The following is a 21,147-nucleotide window of genomic DNA, read 5'->3' on the forward strand; positions in this document are numbered from 1 at the left end:
CTGCGTAGCGGCCCTAAAATCTTGCGGTCGCTGCGCAACCGAGCGGGAGCAAGCTCCCTCGCCACGGGGTTTGATGGTGCGGCGACTATCGCGGGTCGACGTTATCCAACACATGGTCAGCCAGCTACTGGCTTTAGATAAAAGTCCAATGCGCGCGTAGCTGCTTCTTCGAGTTGCTTGGCGCTTCGCGATGAGGCCCGTTCAATCGTTCGCAGTTTTGGGCGGAGCCAATGCCTCCAAAGCTGCCTTGCGCTCATCAGCCGTCAGCTGGCCGAGCTTTTCAACCGCGCCATAAAACGCCAGCCAATCCCCGCCCTCACGCTTGAACAGCGCCGCAAACGCCGGCACCCATTGGTCGTACAGGCCGAAGGGCAACAGGCGGGCGTTGTTCAAAGGTGCATAGATCCAGGCGTCATAGCGCTTGTCGCCAGCCCATTGGCCGTCGCGCACGCGTTCGTAGTCGTTGCGCAGGCGTTCGAATTCCTCTGCCTTGCGCTGGCGCATCTGTTCGGCCGACAGGGGCTGGGCGTAGAGGGTTTCCAGGCGTTGGCGGGTGTCGAGGATCAGTTGGATGAACTGGTCGCGCTGGCGCAATGGGTCGCCATTGTCTGGCGCCAGCCCGCGATGGGCGCGCCATTGGCGGGTGCCTTCCTGTTCGACGAAGGTGGCGAAGGATTCGTTGAATGCCGTGTCGTCCTTCACGTAGAAGCGCTGGTGCGCCAGTTCATGAAAGATCAGCGTCGCCAGGCGCTCGTCGCCCCAGTGCAGCATCGAACTCAAAATCGGGTCGTTGAACCAGCCCAATGTCGAATAGGCCTCTACACCACCGATCGACACATCCATGCCCTGCAAGCGCTGCAACGCGGCCTCGCCTCGGGCGGCGTCCTGGCTGTAATAGCCGCGATACGCCACGCAACCGGCGATGGGGAAACAGTGGTTTTGCGGGGCCAGGGAAAACTCCGGGGTGGCGAAGACGTTCCAGACGACAAAGGGGCGGCCGATGTCCGCGTACAGGCGATAACTTTTGTTTTCGGGCAGGTGCAGGTGTGCGCTGGCGAATGCCCGCGCCTCAAGTGCCTGGCTCAGGTGTGCGCGCAATTTTGGATCGCGGGCGGGGTCGGCAATGACGCGGTCGATCGGTTCCCGGGCTTGCAGCAGTCGCAGTTGTCCACTGGCGAGCTGGCCGTAATAGCCAACGCTTGCACAACCGTTGAGTAACAAAAGCAGGAAGGCTGGAAACAAAATCCGGAAAACACGGTCGAGTAACCGATGGCGTGAACGCTGCCTGATCAATTTGGAATCATCCTGGGAAGTCTGCCCCCAGACTATCTCGCCTGCCCGGAGCTTCGCTATGCGCGTGTTAATGCTGACAAGTGGCCTGTTGCTGCTGACCGGTTGTGCCGGTTTGCCGAATCCCGATCCTTCTCAAGCGTGGATTGACCTCGGTAACCATCAGGACACCGCGCTGCAAGCCTTGGAAGTCGATGACAAAGCCTCCATCGACCGGCGTTATTTTGAAGTGCAACCCGGCAGCCATGAGCTGACGGTGCGTTATCAATTTGCCGTGGAGCCCGGCAACATCGGCCCGAATGCCGAGCCGCTGTGGCGTGATTGCCGGTTGAACGTGAAATTCAAGGATTTCAATGCGGGCCAGCGCTATCAGTTGCAGGCGGGCAGCATCGGCTTCCGTCCGTGGGCCAAGCTTTACGACCAGCAGCGCAAAGTGGTGGGCCAAGGCATGCCGGCGGGCTGTCAGCAAAGCTGATTGGCGCTATGCTCGGCGCCTGACTTCAGGATTATTCGCCATGCGCCTGACCACGCTGTTTTTGGCCCTTGTGACGTTGAACGGATGCACAACGAGCCCACTGCCCCCGTTGGACCCGAACATGGCTTGGGTCGATTTTGCCACCCCAATGCCGGGCGGCAGGTTGCTGATGGCTGAACGGCTGGATGGCAAGCGCCTGCAGGATGGACGTTTCTTCCAGGTCTCGCCGGGTAGCCACGAGTTGGAGGTGCGCTTCGACTTCGAGGTGCCTGGCGGAGGCGGGGGGCTGGGCATGATGAGCGAACCGAAAGAGCGGCTCTGCTACCTGATCATCCGCTACGAGCACTTCGAGGCCGGCCAGCGTTATCGCCTGGAAGCTCGCAACCTGGCGTATTCCCCAAGCGCCCGGCTCTATAACGCCAAGCGCGAAATCGTTGCCGAGGATCGACAAGCCAATTGCCTGATGTAGCGCAGCCTAGCGGTCGTTCTTCTGGTAGATGATTTTCTTGGTGCCATTCTCGCAAGTGCCCACCACCATGTTCTGGTCGTGGACTTCGTCATTGGTGACGATTTCCAGGGTGTAGGACGTGACGCCCTGGGCCTGGATCTTGGCTTCGATCTCGGTCTTGAGTTCTTCGCAGGGCTTGGGGGCCGCGAGGACCGAAGTGGCCAATACGCAACCGACGACGGCCAGGGCAAATCGTTTCATGCTCGAATTCCTCGATACAGCGCGCACTGCCTGTGCGCTGAAACTGCAGGCTTGCATTCGATCACAATTGTCTTCGGGTAAATAGCTCGCGAATCGAAGAAGACCGCAGCCTTTGGCTGGCTGCGGTCTTCCCGGCCCATCAACTCACCAGCGTCGCCTCCAGGGTGATCTTGGCGTTGAGCACCTTGGACACCGGGCAACCTTCCTTGGCCTTGTTGCTCAGCTCTTCGAATTGCTGTTGGCTGGCGCCGGGGATCTTGGCCTTGAGGATCAGCTTGATGGCGGTGATCGCAAAGCCGCCATCGACCTGGTCCAGGGTCACTTCAGCGTTGGTGTCGATGCTGTCGGCCTTGAGCCCGGCGTCGCCGAGGATCATCGAAAAGGCCATGGAAAAGCAGCCCGCATGGGCCGCGCCGATCAATTCTTCCGGGTTGGTGCCCTTGCCGCCTTCGAAACGGGCCTTGAAACCATAGGGCGCTTCGCGCAACACGCCGGTTTCCGTGGAGATGGAGCCGATGCCGGTCTTCAGGTCACCTTCCCAGTGAGCCGATGCTTTCTTGACGATAGCCATGTGTGCCTCCTCATGATCCGGCGCGAGGGTTCGCGCCTGGGTATTTTTCAGTGCCAGGATTGTGAGGATAGACCGGTCGATAAAGTTCACCCGGCCGATTAGTCGACCAATTTAGTAGGAAAATTCTTCGCTACTATTGAAACTCGGGTATATGCCCACATTCTTAGGACACACCTAGAGAAACGGCAGGCTTTCGCCCATAGGAAAGCTCGTACGCCGTTGGAGATGCCGGCCCATGAAACAGCTGTCCGAAGTGAAGTTTTCAACCCTCGACCTTGTGCCCGTCCGCGCTGATGGCAATGCCGCCCAGTCCTTGCGCAACTCCCTGGATCTGGCGCAGCACGTGGAAAAGTATGGCTACACCCGTTTCTGGGTGGCCGAGCACCACAACATGGACGGCATCGCCAGCTCCGCGACGGCGGTTTTGCTCGGCTATCTGGCGGGAGGCACGTCGACCATCCGCGTCGGCTCCGGCGGGGTCATGCTGCCCAATCATGCGCCGTTGGTGATCGCCGAGCAGTTCGGCACGCTGGAGAGCCTCTTTCCGGGCCGGATCGACCTCGGGTTGGGCAGGGCGCCGGGTTCGGACCAGATGACCGCCCGTGCCCTTCGTCGCGAGCGCTCCGGCAGCGCCGATGACTTCCCTGATGACGTGGCTGAACTGATGCGTTACCTCGGCCCGCGAACCCCGGACCAACGCATCATCGCCATGCCCGGTACGGGTACCAATGTACCGGTGTGGCTGTTGGGTTCGAGCCTGTTCAGTGCGCAACTGGCGGGAGAGCGCGGTTTGCCCTACGCATTCGCCTCCCATTTCGCACCGCGCTTCATGCATGAGGCGATTCGTATCTATCGCAACCACTTCAAGCCGTCGGCGGTACTGGACAAGCCTTACGTCATGCTCGGCGTACCGCTGGTCGCAGCGGATACCGATGAACAGGCCGATTACCTGGCAACGTCGGTGTACCAGCGGATCCTGGCGTTGATGCGCGGCCAGAGCCTGGTGCAGCGCCCGCCAGTGGAAACCATGAATGGTCTGTGGTTGCCCCATGAGAAAGAAGCCGTGGGCGACTTCCTTGGCCTGGCTATGATCGGCAGCCCGCAGAAAATCCGCGCCAAGTTGGAAGTCTTGATCGAGCAGACCCAGGCCGATGAGCTGATTTTCACCAGCGACCTGTATGAACACACTGACCGCCTGCACTCATATGAGCTGCTGGCGCAGGTCATGAAAGGCTGAGTCGCGGCCATAAAAAAGCCGACGCGGTGCGTCGGCTTTGATATTCAGCAGTTATTTCTTGTAGACGATTTCCTTCGAACCGCCCTCACAGGTGCCGACGACTTTTCCGTCGGCCGCTGCGCCTTTCTCTACAACTTCCAGCGTATAACCCGACACACCTTTGGCTTCAAGCTTCGCCGCGATTTCGCTTTTCAGCTCTTCGCAGGGCTTGCCGGCCGCAAAGGTGGTACCCGCAAGGCTCAGCAATCCCAGGGCCACCATCCACTTCTTCATCGCTCGCACTCCTTGGTCGGATCAAATAGAGAGGTATCGCAAAGGCGCGACGCATCAACCATAGCGCATCGCCATTCCCTATGGCACTCCGCCAGTGTGCAAGTTCAAAGCACTCAGCTGTTGGCGATCCGGAACCCGACCTTGATGGTTACCTGGAAATGCGCAGCCCGACCGTTTTCGATGTGACCGCGGGTTTCGGTGACTTCGAACCATTCCAGGTGCTTGAGGCTTTTGCTGGCCTCGGCCAAGGCATTGTTGATGGCATCTTCAATGCTGGTGGGAGACGAGCCGACCAGCTCGACCTTCTTGTACGTGTGGTGATCACTCATGACGTTCTCCTTGGTTGTCTGTAACAGCCTAGCAGCGATTTTTCGCCTTACATGTGGCGCCGTTTGCGCTTGGAAAGTTCAGATTTACTGCACTTTCCCAAACGGCCGCAGTCCCAATCCACACACGCTACTCAACCACTGCAGGAGAGAGCCACCATGGCCAGCACTTCGTTACGCAAAGCCTCGTTGCAAAGCATGGAAGCGGAGATCGAGAGTCTGCTCAAGTCGTTGGAAAGCCTGAAGGACGACGCGTCGGACGAGTCGCGTAGAACCCTCAAGTCGCTCAAGGCAAACGCCGAGAATGCGCTGAAACATTCCCGGCATCTGCTCAGCGATGCGTATGAAGAGGTCAAGGTGAAAACCCGTGAAACCGGGATCGCCACGCGCGACTACGCTCAGGAACACCCTTGGACCACGGCCGGCGTTGCAGTTGGCGCGCTGGGTCTGCTGGCCGCTTACTTGTTGTGCAAGCGCGGTGACTAATTCGATGGGTTCAGCTCTTGCCTGAGCCATTGCGCCAATTGCCGGGCGCGCCCGTCCGCGGCGCGCTTGGGCAGCCACAACGCCAGCCGCGCCGAGGTTTCACTAAAACCCCACGGCGCGACCAGGCGACCGGCACGAAGGTCCTCGGCCACCAGCGGCTCGGGTGCGATTGCCACGCCGAGCCCGGCCACGGCAGCTTCCAGTAAATAATACAAATGCTCGAAACCTTGCCCGAACTTCAGCGCCTGGGGTTCAAGGGCGTTTTGCTGTGCCCAAGTTGGCCAGGCCTGGGGGCGGGAGGTGGTGTGCAAGAGCGGTTCGCCCAGCAACTCGCTGGCGGGTGCGTTGCATAAACGGGTGAATTCGGCGTAACGCGGACTGATCACCGGGCCGATCCGTTCGCTGGTCAGTTCGTACACTTGCATGTCGGCCGGCCAGGGCGGTTCGGCGAATACCAGCAGAGCATCCAGCCCCGGGCGTCTCGGGTCGAGGTCGCCTTCGCCAGCGGACAGGTGTAAGCGCAAGTCGGGCAGATCGGCATTCAACCTGCCAAGTCGAGGAATGAACCAACGCGCCAACAAGCTTCCCGAGCAGCCCAGCACGAACGGGGCATCCGCCGTGCTTTGCGTGAGTTCGGCGCAAACAGTGCGCAGGCGTTCGAATGCGTCGGCACTGGCGTCGCGCAGACGCACGCCTGCATCTGTGAGTTTCAGGCCTCGCCCTTCCTTGCTGAACAAGCTGACACCCAAGTGTTCTTCCAGCACCTTCAATTGACGACTGACGGCGCCGTGGGTGACGTGAAGCTGTTCTGCCGCCTGGCTTACGCTGTTCAGGCGGGCGGTGGCTTCGAAGGCGCGCAAGGCATTGAGGGGAGGCAGGTCGCGGCTCATGGTATCTGTGAGTTTTCCTGACAAGTTGCGGCGATCTTATCGGTTTTCAGGACGGGATGTCAGGGGTAGAGTGAGCCTCATTGTCTTTCTACGCATTTGCCTGGAGCGCCTGATGACCCAGCCTACGACCCCCTTCAACCTGCGCAGCGGTCCTGATGCCAACGGCCTGTTTGGCGCGTTCGGCGGCCGTTATGTCGCGGAAACGCTGATGCCGCTGATCCTTGATCTGGCCCGTGAATACGAAGTGGCGAAGGAAGATCCTGCGTTCATCGAGGAATTGGCCTACTTCCAACGGGATTATGTCGGTCGTCCCAGCCCGCTGTATTTCGCCGAACGCCTGACTGAATACTGTGGCGGTGCAAAAATCTACCTCAAGCGCGAAGAGCTGAACCACACCGGCGCGCACAAGATCAACAACTGCATCGGTCAGATCCTGCTGGCGCGGCGCATGGGCAAGAAACGCATCATCGCCGAGACCGGCGCCGGCATGCACGGCGTGGCGACGGCCACCGTGGCCGCGCGTTTTGGTCTCGATTGCGTGATCTACATGGGCACCACCGACATCGAACGTCAGCAGGCCAACGTGTTTCGCATGAAACTGCTCGGCGCCGAAGTCATCCCGGTGGTCGCCGGTACTGGCACCCTCAAGGATGCGATGAACGATGCACTGCGCGACTGGGTGACAAACGTCGACAGTACGTTCTACCTGATCGGCACCGTCGCCGGCCCACACCCTTATCCAGCGATGGTCCGCGATTTCCAAGCCGTGATCGGCAAGGAAACCCGCGATCAACTGCAAGCCCAGGAAGGTCGTCTGCCGGACAGCTTGGTGGCGTGCATCGGTGGCGGCTCCAACGCCATGGGCCTGTTTCATCCATTCCTGGATGACAAGAGCGTCGAAATCATCGGCGTCGAAGCGGCGGGCTACGGCATCGAGACCGGCAAGCATGCGGCGAGCCTGAACGGCGGTGTTCCAGGCGTATTGCACGGCAACCGTACCTTCTTGTTACAGGATGAAGACGGCCAGATCATCGACGCTCATTCGATCTCCGCCGGCCTCGATTACCCCGGCATCGGCCCTGAACATGCCTGGTTGCACGACATTGGCCGCGTCCAATACACCTCGGTCACCGACGCGGAAGCGTTGGAAGCGTTCCATAAGTGCTGCCGCCTGGAAGGGATTATTCCTGCCCTGGAAAGTGCCCATGCCTTGGCCGAAGTGTTCAAGCGTGCGCCAAACCTGCCCAAGGATCACCTGATGGTGGTCAACCTGTCCGGTCGTGGCGACAAAGACATGCAAACCGTGATGCACCACATGGAACAGTCCCAGCAGGAGAAACACTGATGAGCCGCCTGCAAACCCGTTTTGCCGAACTCAAGGAACAGAACCGCGCCGCCCTGGTAACTTTCGTCACGGCTGGCGACCCCGACTACGACACCTCGCTGGCGATCCTCAAGGGCTTGCCTGGCGCTGGCGCCGATGTCATCGAGTTGGGCATGCCGTTCACTGACCCGATGGCCGACGGCCCAGCGATCCAGTTGGCGAACATCCGCGCCTTGGGGGCCCAGCAGAACCTGGCGAAAACCCTGCAAATGGTTCGTGAGTTCCGCAAGGACAATGCCGAGACGCCGCTGGTGCTGATGGGTTACTTCAACCCGATCCACCGTTATGGCGTGCAGCGTTTCATTGGCGAAGCGTTGGACTCTGGCGTTGATGGCTTGATCGTCGTGGACATGCCGCCTGAGCACAACAGCGAACTGTGCGAACCGGCCCAGGCTGCGGGCTTGGACTTTATCCGCCTGACCACGCCAACCACGGATGATGTGCGTTTGCCCACTGTGCTCAATGGCAGTTCCGGTTTTGTGTACTACGTGTCGGTCGCCGGCGTGACCGGTGCCGGCGCCGCGACACTGGAGCATGTGGAGGAAGCTGTTGCTCGCCTGCGTCGCCATACCGATTTGCCGATCAGCATTGGTTTCGGTATCCGCACGCCGGAGCAGGCGGCAGCCATTGCGCGGTTGGCTGACGGGGTAGTGGTTGGCTCTGCGCTGATCGACCATATCGCCAGTGCCGATACGTCGGAACAGGCGATCGATGGGGTGCTGAGCCTGTGTGCCGCTTTGGCTGATGGCGTGCGCAAGGCGCGTTGTAGCTGATTCACGATTCGGCTTTCAGCAACGAAAAAGGGGTTCGGAATCTGGTTCCGAACCCCTTTTCGTTGATAGGTACTTGAGCGGCTCCCTCTCACAATCAGGGCAGCTCCAGTCCGCCTCCAGCCTTGTGCAGCTTGCGCAAATGCTCGCCGATTTCTTTCACATTGGCCTCGCTCGCAGCAATTTCAGCGGCGCGGCTCGGCTCAAGGAGGGCGCGGACTTCTTTATCCAGGTCGCCGGTCAGCGTTTGAAGCTGTTTCTGGCGCAGGCTGCTTTCCGATTCCAGTCGCTGCCATTCGCCGGGCTGTGGCAAGCCGTAGCCAGTGCTGCCCAGCAGTTCGGCCGGACGGCTCAGGAAGCCGCTGTTGGCGAGGATCTGTTGCAATGTCGCGTTAGCTCGCTCCATGCCGCCGTTCTGAAGTTCACGGGCCCCGAGGTAGCGCTGCTTGACTTCATCCTGGGCCAACAGCAATTGTCGACGGAAGCTGGCCTGTTCCAGCAAAAGCAGTGCAGCACTGGTGCGCAGATCGGCTTGCTCAAACCAGACGCGGCGTTCGGCGGCGTCCAGTGCGAGCCAGTCTTCGACGGTTTGTTGCTGGATGGGCAGACGTTTTTTCAATACGTCGAACATGGCCTGGTAGCGCTCGCGGAACGAGTCGAAACGGTAACCCAGACGCAAGGCCTCCTTGGGATCGTCCAGCACACTGGTGTCGGCCAGGCCACGGCCTTTGAGCACTTCCAGCAAACCGTTGGGCATGATGCTGTCCAAGCCCTTGAGTTGTTCATTGTTACTGCCGCTGCGCAATAACTTCAGGCTTTCCACCGCGCAATTATTGGACAGGAAGTAATAGTTGCCGTCATAGCTCCAGTGCATTTCGGCAGCATGCTCGACCGTTTCCTCGATCTCTGTGCGCGACAGCTTGAGGGGTACCGACGCCAGGCTGCGCAGTTCGGTCTTGGTATATTCGTCGATCACCTGGGCCAGCGGCAGTACGAATAGGCGCGACGGGTATTTGCCTACCAGGCCATCCCAACTCGATAGTTGAACGTCGCCTACGAAGGCGCGGTACGACAGCACCAGATGTTGATCGAGATCCAATCGGCAGTCTGGTCCACGCGGTCGGCCCGGCGCGCAGATCACCAGCCGGAGCATGCTGTGGCCCCAACGGCTGACCCAGTTCTGGTTGGCTTCGGCCAATAGGTAGTCGATGGCATAGACGCGTTCCGGATCCACCTTGCCGAGAGGCGTCTTGGCGAAATCGTTGCCGGCGTTGAGAAACGCAAACGACTTGGCGCAGCTGTCCTTGGCGGCCGGCGCCCAACCGAAGTGTTCCTGGTAATAGCGATACAGGGCGGGGCGTCGGCAGGCATAGCTCGGGTCCAGGAGAAAGTACTCCATGTTGACCGCGACAAATTCCTTGGGACTGCTCGTCTCGTAGAGGTCTGGGCTGCGGGCGACCTGGCGGTTGTGCTGTTCCCGTTCACCGCGACGGCCGACATATTGCGGCCAGCCCGCGAGATCAAGCAGGCGCGGATCATCGCTGAGCGTGAAGCGACGGCCATTCTGGCCCCGACACTCATCCGGCAGGCCGATCAATCCGGCACTGTCGTCGCGTCGGGTACAGCGTTGGATCAGCGCGCGCTCGGCACTCGGCCATAGGCGCGAGCGGTCATAAATGTGGGTCAATTCGTGCAGGACGGTGGCAAGCATTTCACGCCGTACCGTGCCGTGGGGACGCTGGGTCTTTTGCGTGGCAGCGCTGCCGTCGGTGAGGCTGTCCAACAGGTTTCGGTTGAGATCCAGTTGCGACACCAGCGAAGCCTGGCCGTAGGCATTGGCGGGCATCTGGTCAGTCCAACCGACATCGATGCGCCGATCCAGTCGCTCGATGAAGCGCGGGGGCAACGCCTGCATGGCTTCATCGAGCAGCGCCTGGCTGGCCTGCTGTTGCGCCGGGCTCAGCCCGTCGCCATTGAGGTGTAGCTGCAGGCCGGCCTGGGCGTTGCCGCCCATGAGCAGCATGACCCCGGCCATCAGCCAGGCGGCGAGCCGCCTCACAATGCGAGGATGGCTTCGGCGAGAACCTGGTCGCTGGCGTCACGGGCTTCCGGTACCCGGGTACGCAAGGTGTCGAAAGCGGCTTCGAGATGAGCACCACGAATTTCGCCATTGCTGGCGACGAAGCTGGCCGCGTCGTCGTGGGCTTCGCGGACGATTTTCGAATCACGGATGGAAGTAGTGGTGTCGGATGTGAAATCGATCGTGCGCTGGGAGGCGCGAACGATGATGTTACTGGTGGCTACCAGGGTGTGTGCCTGGGCCACATCGGCCAACACCAGCAGGCCTAGGGCGGCAGCAATCAGCGGGCTACGCATGGAACGACTCCGGAAAATGAAGATAACTATTGGACGAGAATTGCTTGTGCCAGTTCAAGGTCGCCGACGTGAAGTTTTGGTTGGGTCCGGCGCAGGTAATCCAGGGCCGACTCCAACTGCGCACTTCGCAACTGTCCGTCACTGGCCACAAATGCCGCTGCGTCATCGCGAGCGGCAGCGACCAGTTTATTGTCGAAGGGCGCGGAGGTCACCAGGCTTGTGGCATAACCGCTGGCTACCACTTGCTGGGTGGACACGTCGAAAGCATGGGCCGGGGCAGCCCAGCATGTAGCGATACAGAACGAGACGAACAGATGTTGGTAAAAACGCATGGGACTCGACGGTTGATGGCGAGCCTGAAGGCTAGCGCAAACCAGCGGGCCAGAGCCAGCGTTGAAACATCGGAACACCTTTTGGCGCCCGATGTTTCATGTTCCATCAAATGGCCAGGATGGCCTGGGCCAGCTGTGCATCGGTTGCGTTGAGCTGCGGTGCCTGCTGGCGGATGTAATCGAGGGCGCTCTCCAGCTTCACGCCGCGAATCGCGCCGTTGCTGGCGACGAAGCTTGCCGCGTCGTCTCGGGCGGCCTGGACGATCTTGTTGTCTCGCAGCGACGAAGTCGCATCGGAGGTTACGTCGGATGTGGCCTTGAGTGCGCCTACGATAGAGTCAGTGGTGACGATAAAGCTGCTGGCATTGGAATGGGCGGCTACGGCCAACAGGGCCGCTGCGCTGAGCAGGCGAAGACGGATCATGATGAGACTCCTTGGATATGAGGGTGCAGGTGCATGTAGCTGAAAGGAGAGACTGGCTTGCTTCGCCACGTTCGCCTCGATATTAGGACAGAACACGGTTCGCTGGCAGCTTTGCAATGTGCTTTTAGCGTGCGGCGCTTCAATGCCAAGTGCTTTTTAAAACTGTACTGGTTTATTTGTAAAAGGCCGTTAACTGTTATTGTCCTGCTAATCAGGGCCCTGAAACGACAAAACCCGTCGTGGTTTCCCACGACGGGTCTTGTTTGTTCAATTCGGTGCTGGCGGTGGACCCGGGGGTCAGGGCCAGCGACGCTGAGTTAGCGCCAGAACGGCTTGCTCAGCTCTTCGTAGCGTTGTGCTTCGCTGATACCGGCATCAGCCAGCAGGCGCGAATCCAAACGAGCCAGTTGGTGACGGCTGGCAATGCGACGCTGCCACAACATCAGGTTGGCAATAACGCGAAGAGGCATGGAAGCCTGGTTTTTTTCAGCTTTGTCTTCGAAAAACAGCTCGGAACTGAGTGTACGTTCCATGGTTGACATCCTTCCGCTTGTGGCGGGATTAGGTAGTGGTTTAACTGGTGCCCATGATCCTCTCGTTTAGCCAGTCTCTCTAGATACAGTTCACTTGTAATGTGAGAGACCAGTTAACTGTTAAAGAGCGGTGTACTGGTCGATATTGAGGCAACTGTACCTATATGCACGATATTGGTGCAAATTTACGTTTGGCTGGGCGTTTTATAAGAAAAGACTGTAAGAAAACACCGGTACAGCAGTACAGTTTTTTCGGATTTTTGCGCAGGTGGCAGGCCGCAACCAAAACTGTATTCACAATTGCACTGATCCAGCTGTGTCAGACAGCCACCATGCGCCCCGTTTCCTCAAGGTTCAGGTGCCAGCTCAGTGCATCTCGCAGGATATGCGGGGTATGCCCACCCAAGGCACACGCGGCTTCGAAATAGTCATTCAACGCTTGGCGGTAGGATGGGTGTACGCAGTTGTCGATGACCACTCGGGCTCGCTCCCTTGGCGCCAAGCCTCGCAGGTCGGCCAGGCCGATCTCGGTCACCAGGATGTCGACGTCGTGCTCGGTATGGTCCACGTGGCTGACCATTGGCACGACACTGGAAATGGCGCCGCCCTTGGCAATCGACTTGGTGACGAAAATAGCCAAGTGGGCATTACGGGCGAAATCCCCCGAGCCGCCGATGCCGTTCATCATCCGTGTGCCGCACACATGGGTCGAGTTGACGTTGCCGTACAGGTCGAACTCCAGAGCGGTGTTGATACCGATGATGCCCAGGCGGCGCACGACCTCAGGATGGTTGGATATTTCCTGCGGCCGCAGGACCAATTTGTCCTTGTACCTTTCCAGATTTCCGAACACGTCCGCGTTGCGTCGAGCCGACAGGGTGATGGAGCTGCCAGAAGCGAAACTCAGTTTGCCGGCATCGATCAGGTCGAACGTAGAGTCCTGCAATACCTCGGAGTACATGGTCAAGTCTTCGAACGGGGAGTCGATCAACCCGCACATCACGGCATTGGCTATATTACCGATACCTGCCTGCAGAGGGCCGAGCTTGTTGGTCATGCGGCCGGCCGCGACTTCCTGTTTGAAGAAGTCGATCAGGTGGTTGGCAATCGCCTGGGTGTCATCGTCCGGCGGCAATACGGTCGAAGGGGAGTCTGCCTGCTGGGTTATGACGATGGCGGCGATTTTCTCGGGAGGAATCGGGATGGCAGTGCTGCCGATTCGGTCGTTGACTTTTACCAGGGGGATCGGCAAGCGGGTCGGACGGTAGCTCGGTATATAGATGTCATGCAGACCTTCCAGGTCAGGATTGTGGGCCAGGTTGATCTCGACAATCACTTGCCGGGCGAAAATCGCGAAGCTCGCCGAATTGCCTACCGATGTGGTTGGCACGATATGGCCTTGTTCAGTGATGGCCACGGCTTCGATCACGGCAACATCGGGCAGCTTGAGCTGGCCGTTGCGCAGTTGTTCGACAGTTTCCGAGAGATGCTGGTCGATGAACATCACCTCGCCCGCGTTAATGGCCTTGCGCAGGGTACTGTCTACCTGGAAGGGCATGCGCCGCGCCAATACACCCGCTTCGGTGAGTTCCTTGTCGAGGTCGTTGCCCAGGCTTGCGCCGGTCATCAGGCTGATTTTCAGCGGGGTAACCTTGGCGCGTTCAGCCAGTGCGTGAGGCACAGCCTTCGCTTCTCCGGCGCGGGTAAAGCCGCTCATGCCGACGGTCATGCCGTCTTCAATCAACAAGGCTGCTTCGGCAGCGCTCATCACTTTATTCAACAACGAAGGCAGGCGGATGCGATCAAGGTACATGGATGGTTATCTCGGGCAAGAAACTGGATGCGCAGTCTAGAGAATTCGCGTCGAGCCCGACCCGCTACAAAAGTCGCATTTAAGGCGTCTATTACGGGCGTTTCAGGCAAAACATTGTTACCGGATCGGTAAAGTTTTGCCTTGATACAAATCAAAACGCCTCGACAAGTCGAGGCGTTTTGATAAACCGCAGTAGCTTATTCCACGGCTTTGACCATGTCTTCGATGACCTTCTTGGCGTCGCCGAAGACCATCATGGTCTTGTCGAGATAGAACAGCTCATTGTCCAGGCCTGCATAACCGCTGGCCATCGAGCGCTTGTTGACGATGATGGTCTTGGCCTTGAACGCTTCGAGGATCGGCATGCCGGCAATCGGCGACTTCGGATCGTTCTTCGCCGCCGGGTTGACCACGTCGTTGGCGCCCAGTACCAACACCACGTCGGCCTGGCCGAATTCGGAGTTGATGTCTTCCATCTCGAACACCTGGTCGTAAGGCACTTCAGCCTCGGCCAGTAGGACGTTCATGTGCCCGGGCATGCGACCGGCCACCGGGTGGATCGCGTATTTAACGGTCACGCCGTGGTGGGTCAGCTTCTCGGTCAGCTCTTTCAGCGCGTGCTGCGCCCGTGCTACCGCCAGGCCATAGCCCGGCACGATGATTACCGTGTCGGCGTTGGTCAGCAGGAAGGTCGCGTCGTCAGCCGAACCGGATTTCACCGGGCGGGCTTCTTTGGAGCCTGCCGGGCCAGCCGCATCTGCGGTGTTGCCGAAACCGCCGAGCAATACGTTAAAGAACGAACGGTTCATCGCCTTACACATGATGTACGAAAGGATCGCACCGCTCGAACCCACCAACGAACCGGCAATGATCAGCATCGAGTTGTTCAGCGAGAAGCCGATGCCCGCTGCAGCCCAGCCGGAATAACTGTTAAGCATCGAGACCACCACCGGCATGTCCGCGCCGCCGATCGGGATGATGATCAACACGCCCAGCACGAACGCCAGAGCCAGCATCAAGGCGAATGCGCCGAGGTTGCCGGTGAACATGAAGGTCAGGCCCAGGCCCAGCGTTGCCAGGCCCAGGATCAGGTTGATCTTGTGCTGGCCACCAAACTGTACCGGTGCGCCCTGGAACAGGCGGAACTTGTACTTGCCCGACAGCTTGCCAAAGGCGATCACCGAACCGGAGAAGGTAATTGCACCAATGGCGGCGCCCAGGAATAGTTCCAGGCGGTTACCGGCAGGGATTGAATCACCCAGTTGCTTGACGATACCCAGCGATTGCGGCTCGACAACGGCGGCGATGGCAATGAACACGGCAGCCAGGCCGATCATGCTGTGCATGAAAGCGACCAGTTCCGGCATCTTGGTCATCTCGACACGCTTGGCCATGATCGAACCGGCGGTGCCGCCGATCAGCAGACCGACGATGACGTAGCCGATCCCGGCAGTGGCCAGCTCAGCACCGAGCTTATAGATGAGGCCCACGGTAGTGAGCACCGCCAACGCCATGCCGAGCATGCCGAACAGGTTGCCGCGGCGGGAGGTGGTCGGGTGCGACAGGCCTTTGAGGGCCTGGATGAAACAGATGGACGCGATCAGGTAGAGCGTCGTTACCAGGTTCATGCTCATTACTTGGGCGCCTCTTCTTTTACGGCTTTCGGGGCTTTTTTCTTGAACATTTCAAGCATGCGGCGCGTCACCAGGAAGCCACCGAACACGTTCACCGCGGCCAGGGCCACGGCGAGGGTGCCCATGGTCTTACCCAGAGGCGTTATGGTCAGCGCAGCGGCGAGCATGGCGCCGACGATCACGATCGCCGAAATGGCGTTGGTCACCGCCATCAACGGCGTGTGCAGCGCGGGCGTTACGTTCCAGACCACGTGGTAACCGACATAAATTGCCAGCACAAAGATGATCAGGTTGTAGATACCGGGGGAGATGAGCTCTTCCATTGTCTGAATCCCTGCTTAGGCGTTTTTGCGGATGACTTGGCCGTCGCGGCACATCAGGCACGCGGCGACGATGTCGTCTTCCAGGTTCACGTCGAACTGACCTTCCTTGGTGAAGACCAGCTTCAGGAAGTCCAGCAGGTTGCGGGCGTACAGCGCCGAGGCATCGGCCGCGACTTCACCGGCCAGGTTGGTCGGGCCGCAAATGGTCACGCCATTCTCGATCACGACCTGATCGGCCACGGTCAACGGGCAGTTACCGCCCTGGGCTGCCGCGAGGTCGATGACCACCGAGCCAGGTTTCATCTGCGCGACGGTTTCGGCACTCAGCAAAGTCGGTGCCTTGCGGCCCGGAATCAGTGCGGTGGTGATGACGATGTCGGCCTGTTTGGCTCGCTCGTGCACAGCCTGGGCCTGGCGCTGCATCCAGCTGGCAGGCATGGGCCGGGCGTAACCGCCGACACCGACCGCGCATTCACGCTCTTCGTCGGTCTCGTAAGGCACGTCGACGAACTTGGCGCCAAGGGATTCGATTTGTTCCTTGACCGCCGGCCGCACATCCGAAGCCTCGATCACGGCACCCAGGCGCTTGGCCGTGGCAATCGCCTGCAACCCGGCCACGCCCGCGCCGAGAATCAGCACGCGCGCCGCTTTCACGGTGCCTGCGGCAGTCATAAGCATCGGCATGAAGCGCGGATAGTAGTGAGCGGCCAGCAGCACGGCCTTGTAGCCGGCAATGTTCGCTTGAGACGACAGCACATCCAGGCTCTGGGCGCGGGAAGTACGTGGCGCGGCTTCCAAGGCGAAAGCGGTTATGCCACGTTCGGCCAGCTTGGCGAGGGTTTCGTTGTTGAACGGATTGAGCATGCCCACCAGAACGGTGCCGCTCTTGATCAGCGTCAGTTCGCTGTCGCTGGGGGCAACCACCTTGAGAATCAGCTCGGCCCCGAATGCATCATTGGCGCTGCCAATGGTTGCGCCCGCTGCCTCATAGGCACTGTCGATAACGCTGGCCTTGATACCGGCGCCGCTTTGTACAGTGACTTTATGGCCTTGGCCGATCAACTTCTTGATGGTTTCCGGGGTAGCAGCAACCCGTGTTTCACCCGTTTGGGTTTCGAGGGGAACACCAATGTGCACGTCAAATCTCCTGCGTGATCTTATTGAGTAAACCCAGGCACTTCGGATGGTGCGGCTGGGGCGGCCGATCAGCACGATCCCGCCAAACCAGGCGGGGCGCGGCATTTTGCAGGCGAAAATCCAGCCCTTCAAGGGATTATGACGGGTGACGGAAAATTAACTACAAGTCACCCTGTGACCGAACGTCGCATTTATCCGGCTAAACCCCTTGTAGGCCGTGCTTCCCGAGGATTCCGGTCCGATTTTACATTTTTTCCCATCGGCCGGATGAATAGGCCCTGATGTGCTGTGCGATATGGCTCAAAGCCATGTATTTACACGCTTTGGAGACTACTGCACGGGTTCCATAACAGATTGACTGAATGCGACATAAACTTATATCTGTAGCGACTTCTGTTAGGGCACTACCTAAACAGGTTTGTATTTTTCCTTTGTTAATCAGGTAGATAGTTATTAGCTTGGTTCACGAGCCAGTCACGAAAAGCTCGAAGAGAGGCGGATTCAACCTTTCGCTCCGGAATCATCAGGTAGTAAGCCTTGATGCTCGACAGCGCGTTACGGTTGGCCACGACCAGCCTTTTCTCTGCCAGCTCGCGCTGAATCAGGAAGGGTGGAATCAGCGCAATGCCCATGTCGTGCATGGCTGCCTGGGCGAGCATGGAGAATAGTTCATAACGCGGACCTGTCAGGTCCCGCGCAATGTTCAGACTCTGAGCGTTGAACCATTGGCGCCACGCATAAGGGCGCGTGGTCTGCTGGAGCAGGGGCAGTTCGGCGATGGCCTCAGGTGTCAGGTTTTTCCTCCCGGCCAGTAAGAGGGGACTGCATACCGGCATCGGATTTTCCCCCATCAGCTTGTGGGATTCGGTGCCGGACCAGTCCGCATCGCCAAAATAGATAGCGGCGTCAAACTCCGTGTCGGCAAATAGAAAGGGCCGCGTGCGGTTGGTCAGGTTGACGGTGACTTCCGGGTGCTGCTGTTGGAAGTCCTTGAGGCGTGGCAGCAACCATTGGGTACCAAACGTTGGCACAACGGCCAATTCGATGACGTTCGCACCGGTGTGTCCCATGACCGAAAGCGTGTCGCGCTCGACGGCGTCCAGTTGCGTGGCAACGCGACGGCTATAGGAGAGACCTGCTTCGGTCAACTTGACGCCGCGGTGCGACCGCCTGAAAAGCTCCACATTGAGAAAGTCTTCCAGGCTAGCGATCTGTCGGCAGATAGCGCCTTGGGTAAGGGAAAGTTCTTGCGCCGCCTTGGTGAAGCTCTCATGGCGCGCGGCAGATTCAAAACTGACCAAGGCGGCGGTGCTGGGGATTTTACGACGCATGTACATAAGCCTCACTCGATACGCGACTAAACGGGGTTTTTGGCGTTTACGGAGTGAGAAATTAGCACAACTGAGTGCGTAATCCTCGTTTGCCCTTGTAGGAAACCGCGCCTAGGATCAATCCACGATTTTCAATTCAATTGGCGAGGATTTTTTCATGGCCGGCAAAGCGAGCTTCAACTGGATCGATCCACTGTTGCTGGATCAACAGCTCACTGAAGAAGAACGCATGATCCGCGACACTGCCGAGCAGTTCGCCCAGCAGAAGCTCGCGCCGCGCGTATTGGAAGCGTTCCGTCATGAGAAGACCGACCCGGCAATTTTCCGCGAGATGGGTGAGGTGGGCCTCCTGGGGGCAACCATTCCCGAACAATACGGCGGCAGCGGGCTGAATTATGTGAGCTACGGTCTGATCGCTCGCGAAGTGGAGCGCGTCGATTCCGGCTATCGCTCGATGATGAGCGTGCAGTCCTCGCTGGTCATGGTGCCGATCAACGAATTCGGGACCGAGGCGCAAAAGCAGAAGTATTTGCCGAAGCTGGCGTCGGGTGAATGGATCGGCTGCTTTGGTCTGACCGAGCCAAACCATGGTTCGGACCCAGGCGCGATGATTACTCGTGCACGCAAAGTGGAAGGTGGCTACAGCCTGACGGGCAGCAAAATGTGGATCACCAACAGTCCTATCGCTGATGTATTCGTAGTCTGGGGCAAGGACGACGCTGGCGATATTCGCGGTTTCGTTCTTGAAAAAGGCTGGAAGGGCCTGAGCGCGCCGGCTATTCATGGCAAGGTCGGGCTGCGCGCCTCGATCACCGGCGAAATCGTCATGGACAATGTATTCGTTCCAGAAGAAAACATTTTTCCGGATGTCCGTGGGCTGAAGGGTCCGTTTACCTGCCTCAACTCGGCCCGCTACGGCATCTCCTGGGGCGCTTTGGGGGCCGCTGAGTTCTGCTGGCATACCGCTCGCCAGTACACGCTGGACCGCCAACAGTTCGGTCGACCGCTTGCTGCGAATCAGTTAATCCAGAAAAAACTGGCGGATATGCAAACTGAAATCACGCTTGCCTTGCAGGGTTGCCTGCGCCTAGGTCGCATGAAGGATGAAGGCAGCGCGGCGGTAGAGATCACTTCGATCATGAAGCGCAACTCCTGTGGCAAGTCGTTGGACATTGCCCGTATGGCGCGGGACATGCTGGGCGGTAACGGTATCTCCGATGAGTTCGGCATTGCCCGTCATCTGGTGAATCTGGAAGTCGTGAACACCTACGAAGGCACGCACGACGTGCATGCGCTAATCCTCGGGCGTGCGCAAACCGGTATCCAGGCGTTCTATTAATAGGAGAACGGCAATGGGCGCGCTTTCGCATCTGCGAGTATTGGATTTATCAAGGGTCCTGGCTGGGCCGTGGGCTGGACAGATCCTGGCGGACCTGGGGGCTGATGTCATCAAGGTCGAGCGTCCCGGCAATGGCGACGATACGCGCGCATGGGGGCCGCCTTTCCTGAAGGATGCCCGAGGCGAGAACACGACCGAAGCCGCTTATTATTTGTCGGCCAATCGCAACAAGCAGTCGGTGACCATTGATTTCACGCGTCCAGAAGGGCAGCGGCTGGTGCGAGAGCTGGCGGCCAAGTCCGACATTCTGATCGAGAACTTCAAGGTGGGTGGGCTGGCTGCGTATGGCCTGGACTATGAATCGCTAAAGGTGATCAATCCACAATTGATCTACTGCTCGATCACCGGTTTTGGACAGACTGGGCCCTATGCCAAGCGCGCCGGGTATGACTTCATGATCCAAGGGTTGGGAGGTTTGATGAGCCTGACCGGTCGGCCGGAGGGCGATGAGGGCGCGGGGCCGGTGAAGGTTGGGGTCGCGCTGACAGATATCCTCACGGGTCTGTACTCGACTGCTGCCATTCTCGCGGCGCTGGCTCACCGCGATCATGCCGGCGGTGGACAGCACATCGATATGGCCCTGCTGGATGTCCAAGTGGCTTGTCTGGCCAACCAGGCTATGAATTACCTGACCACGGGAAATGCGCCGAAGCGGTTGGGCAATGCTCACCCGAACATCGTGCCTTATCAGGATTTTCCAACGGCTGATGGTGATTTCATCCTTACCGTGGGTAATGACGGTCAGTTCCGAAAGTTCGCTGAGGTTGCCGGTCAACCTCAGTGGGCGGATGACCCGCGCTTTGCAACCAACAAGCTGCGGGTGGCGAATCGGGCGGTGTTGATTCCGTTGATTCGCCAGGCGACGGTGTTCAAGACCACGGCCGAATGGGTAGCTCAGTTGGAGCAGGCGGGCGTGCCTTGTGGGCCTATCAACGACCTTGCCCAAGTGTTTGCCGACCCTCAGGTGCAGGCGCGTGGATTGGCGATGGAATTGCCACACCTGCTGGCCGGTAAAGTGCCGCAAGTCGCCAGTCCGATCAGGTTGTCCGATACGCCTGTGGAATATCGCAATGCGCCCCCTTTATTAGGGGAGCATACGCTTGAGGTGCTGCAGCGGGTCTTGGGGCTGGATGAAGCCGCGGTGACAGCGCTCAGGGTAGCTGAGGTCCTTTGAGTATCCTCTCTATATAGGAGAAGGATTTAAGGGGCGAAAACGACGGGTTTGCCAGTGCTGCGCAACTTATTGATAGAAAAGCGAAATAAAGGGTTGACGGCAGATTCTGGATGTCTATAATTCGCCCCACTTCCGGCGCAGTCGAAACGGAAAACTCCTTGAGTTTCAATGAGTTAAGTAGGTTTCGATAGGTCAGGTGCTTCAGTTCATCGAAGCGCTGAAGGAGTTGATAGAGCGGTGTTGTTTGGCTCTATCGGCGA

The 21,147-nt window shown here is 58.9% G+C and carries 24 protein-coding genes; 8 read left to right on the top strand and 16 right to left on the bottom strand.

The features are described from left to right. Nucleotides 1-201: 201 nt before the first annotated feature. The gene (locus FHK92_RS12445) at nt 202-1,293 is read right to left on the bottom strand and encodes an aminopeptidase (RefSeq protein WP_181288330.1); all 1,092 of its coding nucleotides are present in this window, start codon (nt 1,291-1,293) and stop codon (nt 202-204) included. Between the two features lie 58 nt (nt 1,294-1,351). On the opposite strand from FHK92_RS12445, the gene FHK92_RS12450 reads away from it, so the two are divergent. Both FHK92_RS12450 and FHK92_RS12455 read left to right on the top strand, forming a co-directional pair. Continuing rightward, nucleotides 1,352-1,765 (top strand): PA0061/PA0062 family lipoprotein, encoded by a 414-nt coding sequence (locus FHK92_RS12450; protein WP_181288331.1) that lies wholly within the window; start codon nt 1,352-1,354, stop codon nt 1,763-1,765. 40 nt (nt 1,766-1,805) lie between these two features. Then, nucleotides 1,806-2,234, top strand: a complete 429-nt coding sequence (locus FHK92_RS12455; protein WP_181288332.1) for a PA0061/PA0062 family lipoprotein — start codon at nt 1,806-1,808, stop codon at nt 2,232-2,234. A gap of 6 nt (nt 2,235-2,240) precedes the next feature. Here FHK92_RS12455 and FHK92_RS12460 read toward each other — a convergent pair whose 3' ends face one another. Continuing rightward, a complete protein-coding gene (locus FHK92_RS12460; RefSeq protein ID WP_181288333.1) occupies nt 2,241-2,474 on the bottom strand; it encodes a DUF1161 domain-containing protein in 234 nt (77 codons plus the stop codon). Between the two features lie 139 nt (nt 2,475-2,613). Further along, nucleotides 2,614-3,045 carry an OsmC family protein gene (locus tag FHK92_RS12465; protein WP_181288334.1) on the bottom strand — a complete coding sequence of 144 codons (432 nt, stop codon included), beginning with the start codon at nt 3,043-3,045 and terminating at the stop codon, nt 2,614-2,616. Between the two features lie 235 nt (nt 3,046-3,280). Between FHK92_RS12465 and FHK92_RS12470 the strand changes: the two genes are divergently transcribed. Then, the gene (locus tag FHK92_RS12470; RefSeq protein ID WP_181288335.1) at nt 3,281-4,282 is read left to right on the top strand and encodes an LLM class flavin-dependent oxidoreductase; all 1,002 of its coding nucleotides are present in this window, start codon (nt 3,281-3,283) and stop codon (nt 4,280-4,282) included. A gap of 51 nt (nt 4,283-4,333) precedes the next feature. Here FHK92_RS12470 and FHK92_RS12475 read toward each other — a convergent pair whose 3' ends face one another. Together FHK92_RS12475 and FHK92_RS12480 are read right to left on the bottom strand one after the other, a co-directional pair. Next, on the bottom strand, nt 4,334-4,555 hold the full coding sequence (locus FHK92_RS12475) for a DUF1161 domain-containing protein (protein ID WP_181288336.1): 222 nt from the start codon (nt 4,553-4,555) through the stop codon (nt 4,334-4,336). Between the two features lie 113 nt (nt 4,556-4,668). Further along, the gene (locus FHK92_RS12480; RefSeq protein WP_003177209.1) at nt 4,669-4,884 is read right to left on the bottom strand and encodes a dodecin; all 216 of its coding nucleotides are present in this window, start codon (nt 4,882-4,884) and stop codon (nt 4,669-4,671) included. 156 nt (nt 4,885-5,040) lie between these two features. On the opposite strand from FHK92_RS12480, the gene FHK92_RS12485 reads away from it, so the two are divergent. Beyond that, nucleotides 5,041-5,367 carry a DUF883 family protein gene (locus FHK92_RS12485; RefSeq protein WP_030139182.1) on the top strand — a complete coding sequence of 109 codons (327 nt, stop codon included), beginning with the start codon at nt 5,041-5,043 and terminating at the stop codon, nt 5,365-5,367. Here the strand turns inward: FHK92_RS12485 and FHK92_RS12490 are convergent. Further along, nucleotides 5,364-6,257 carry a LysR family transcriptional regulator gene (locus FHK92_RS12490; protein WP_181288337.1) on the bottom strand — a complete coding sequence of 298 codons (894 nt, stop codon included), beginning with the start codon at nt 6,255-6,257 and terminating at the stop codon, nt 5,364-5,366. The two genes, FHK92_RS12485 and FHK92_RS12490, sit on opposite strands and share 4 nt — an antisense overlap. 112 nt (nt 6,258-6,369) lie before the next feature. Here FHK92_RS12490 and trpB point away from each other — a divergent pair, with 112 nt between their 5' ends. After that, nucleotides 6,370-7,602, top strand: a complete 1,233-nt coding sequence (trpB, locus tag FHK92_RS12495) for a tryptophan synthase subunit beta (protein ID WP_181288338.1) — start codon at nt 6,370-6,372, stop codon at nt 7,600-7,602. Beyond that, entirely contained in the window at nt 7,602-8,414 is an 813-nt protein-coding gene (trpA, locus tag FHK92_RS12500; RefSeq protein ID WP_181288339.1) for a tryptophan synthase subunit alpha, read from the top strand. The genes trpB and trpA overlap by 1 nt, the downstream gene beginning before the upstream one ends. A gap of 94 nt (nt 8,415-8,508) precedes the next feature. Here trpA and FHK92_RS12505 read toward each other — a convergent pair whose 3' ends face one another. The 10 genes from FHK92_RS12505 to FHK92_RS12550 form a co-directional block, all read right to left on the bottom strand. After that, nucleotides 8,509-10,470 (bottom strand): DUF7844 domain-containing protein, encoded by a 1,962-nt coding sequence (locus FHK92_RS12505; RefSeq protein ID WP_181288340.1) that lies wholly within the window; start codon nt 10,468-10,470, stop codon nt 8,509-8,511. Next, complete coding sequence (locus FHK92_RS12510) at nt 10,467-10,787, bottom strand: DUF2388 domain-containing protein (RefSeq protein ID WP_003187020.1); 321 nt, start codon at nt 10,785-10,787, stop codon at nt 10,467-10,469. Before FHK92_RS12510 ends, FHK92_RS12505 begins: the two co-directional genes overlap by 4 nt. Before the next feature lie 26 nt (nt 10,788-10,813). Beyond that, nucleotides 10,814-11,119 carry a DUF2388 domain-containing protein gene (locus tag FHK92_RS12515; protein WP_181288341.1) on the bottom strand — a complete coding sequence of 102 codons (306 nt, stop codon included), beginning with the start codon at nt 11,117-11,119 and terminating at the stop codon, nt 10,814-10,816. Nucleotides 11,120-11,225: 106 nt separating this feature from the next. Continuing rightward, nucleotides 11,226-11,543 (bottom strand): DUF2388 domain-containing protein, encoded by a 318-nt coding sequence (locus tag FHK92_RS12520; RefSeq protein ID WP_181288342.1) that lies wholly within the window; start codon nt 11,541-11,543, stop codon nt 11,226-11,228. A gap of 317 nt (nt 11,544-11,860) precedes the next feature. Beyond that, entirely contained in the window at nt 11,861-12,076 is a 216-nt protein-coding gene (locus FHK92_RS12525; RefSeq protein ID WP_181288343.1) for a DUF1127 domain-containing protein, read from the bottom strand. Nucleotides 12,077-12,395: 319 nt separating this feature from the next. After that, on the bottom strand, nt 12,396-13,889 hold the full coding sequence (locus FHK92_RS12530) for an acetyl-CoA hydrolase/transferase family protein (RefSeq protein ID WP_181288344.1): 1,494 nt from the start codon (nt 13,887-13,889) through the stop codon (nt 12,396-12,398). Nucleotides 13,890-14,086: 197 nt separating this feature from the next. After that, nucleotides 14,087-15,523, bottom strand: a complete 1,437-nt coding sequence (locus FHK92_RS12535) for an NAD(P)(+) transhydrogenase (Re/Si-specific) subunit beta (protein WP_181288345.1) — start codon at nt 15,521-15,523, stop codon at nt 14,087-14,089. Continuing rightward, nucleotides 15,523-15,846, bottom strand: coding sequence for an NAD(P) transhydrogenase subunit alpha (locus FHK92_RS12540; RefSeq protein WP_181288346.1), 324 nt, complete (start codon nt 15,844-15,846; stop codon nt 15,523-15,525). Before FHK92_RS12540 ends, FHK92_RS12535 begins: the two co-directional genes overlap by 1 nt. Before the next feature lie 15 nt (nt 15,847-15,861). Next, nucleotides 15,862-16,983, bottom strand: coding sequence for a Re/Si-specific NAD(P)(+) transhydrogenase subunit alpha (locus tag FHK92_RS12545; protein ID WP_181288347.1), 1,122 nt, complete (start codon nt 16,981-16,983; stop codon nt 15,862-15,864). A 434-nt stretch (nt 16,984-17,417) separates the two neighbouring features. Further along, nucleotides 17,418-18,314, bottom strand: coding sequence for a LysR family transcriptional regulator (locus tag FHK92_RS12550; RefSeq protein ID WP_181288348.1), 897 nt, complete (start codon nt 18,312-18,314; stop codon nt 17,418-17,420). Nucleotides 18,315-18,471: 157 nt separating this feature from the next. Here FHK92_RS12550 and FHK92_RS12555 point away from each other — a divergent pair, with 157 nt between their 5' ends. After that, nucleotides 18,472-19,653, top strand: coding sequence for an acyl-CoA dehydrogenase (locus FHK92_RS12555; RefSeq protein WP_039593369.1), 1,182 nt, complete (start codon nt 18,472-18,474; stop codon nt 19,651-19,653). Nucleotides 19,654-19,666: 13 nt separating this feature from the next. Next, complete coding sequence (locus tag FHK92_RS12560) at nt 19,667-20,887, top strand: CaiB/BaiF CoA transferase family protein (protein WP_181288349.1); 1,221 nt, start codon at nt 19,667-19,669, stop codon at nt 20,885-20,887. The last annotated feature ends 260 nt before the right edge of the window (nt 20,888-21,147 follow it).

This window comes from Pseudomonas brassicacearum subsp. neoaurantiaca, from assembly GCF_013608025.1.
Taxonomy (GTDB): Bacteria; Pseudomonadota; Gammaproteobacteria; order Pseudomonadales; family Pseudomonadaceae; genus Aquipseudomonas.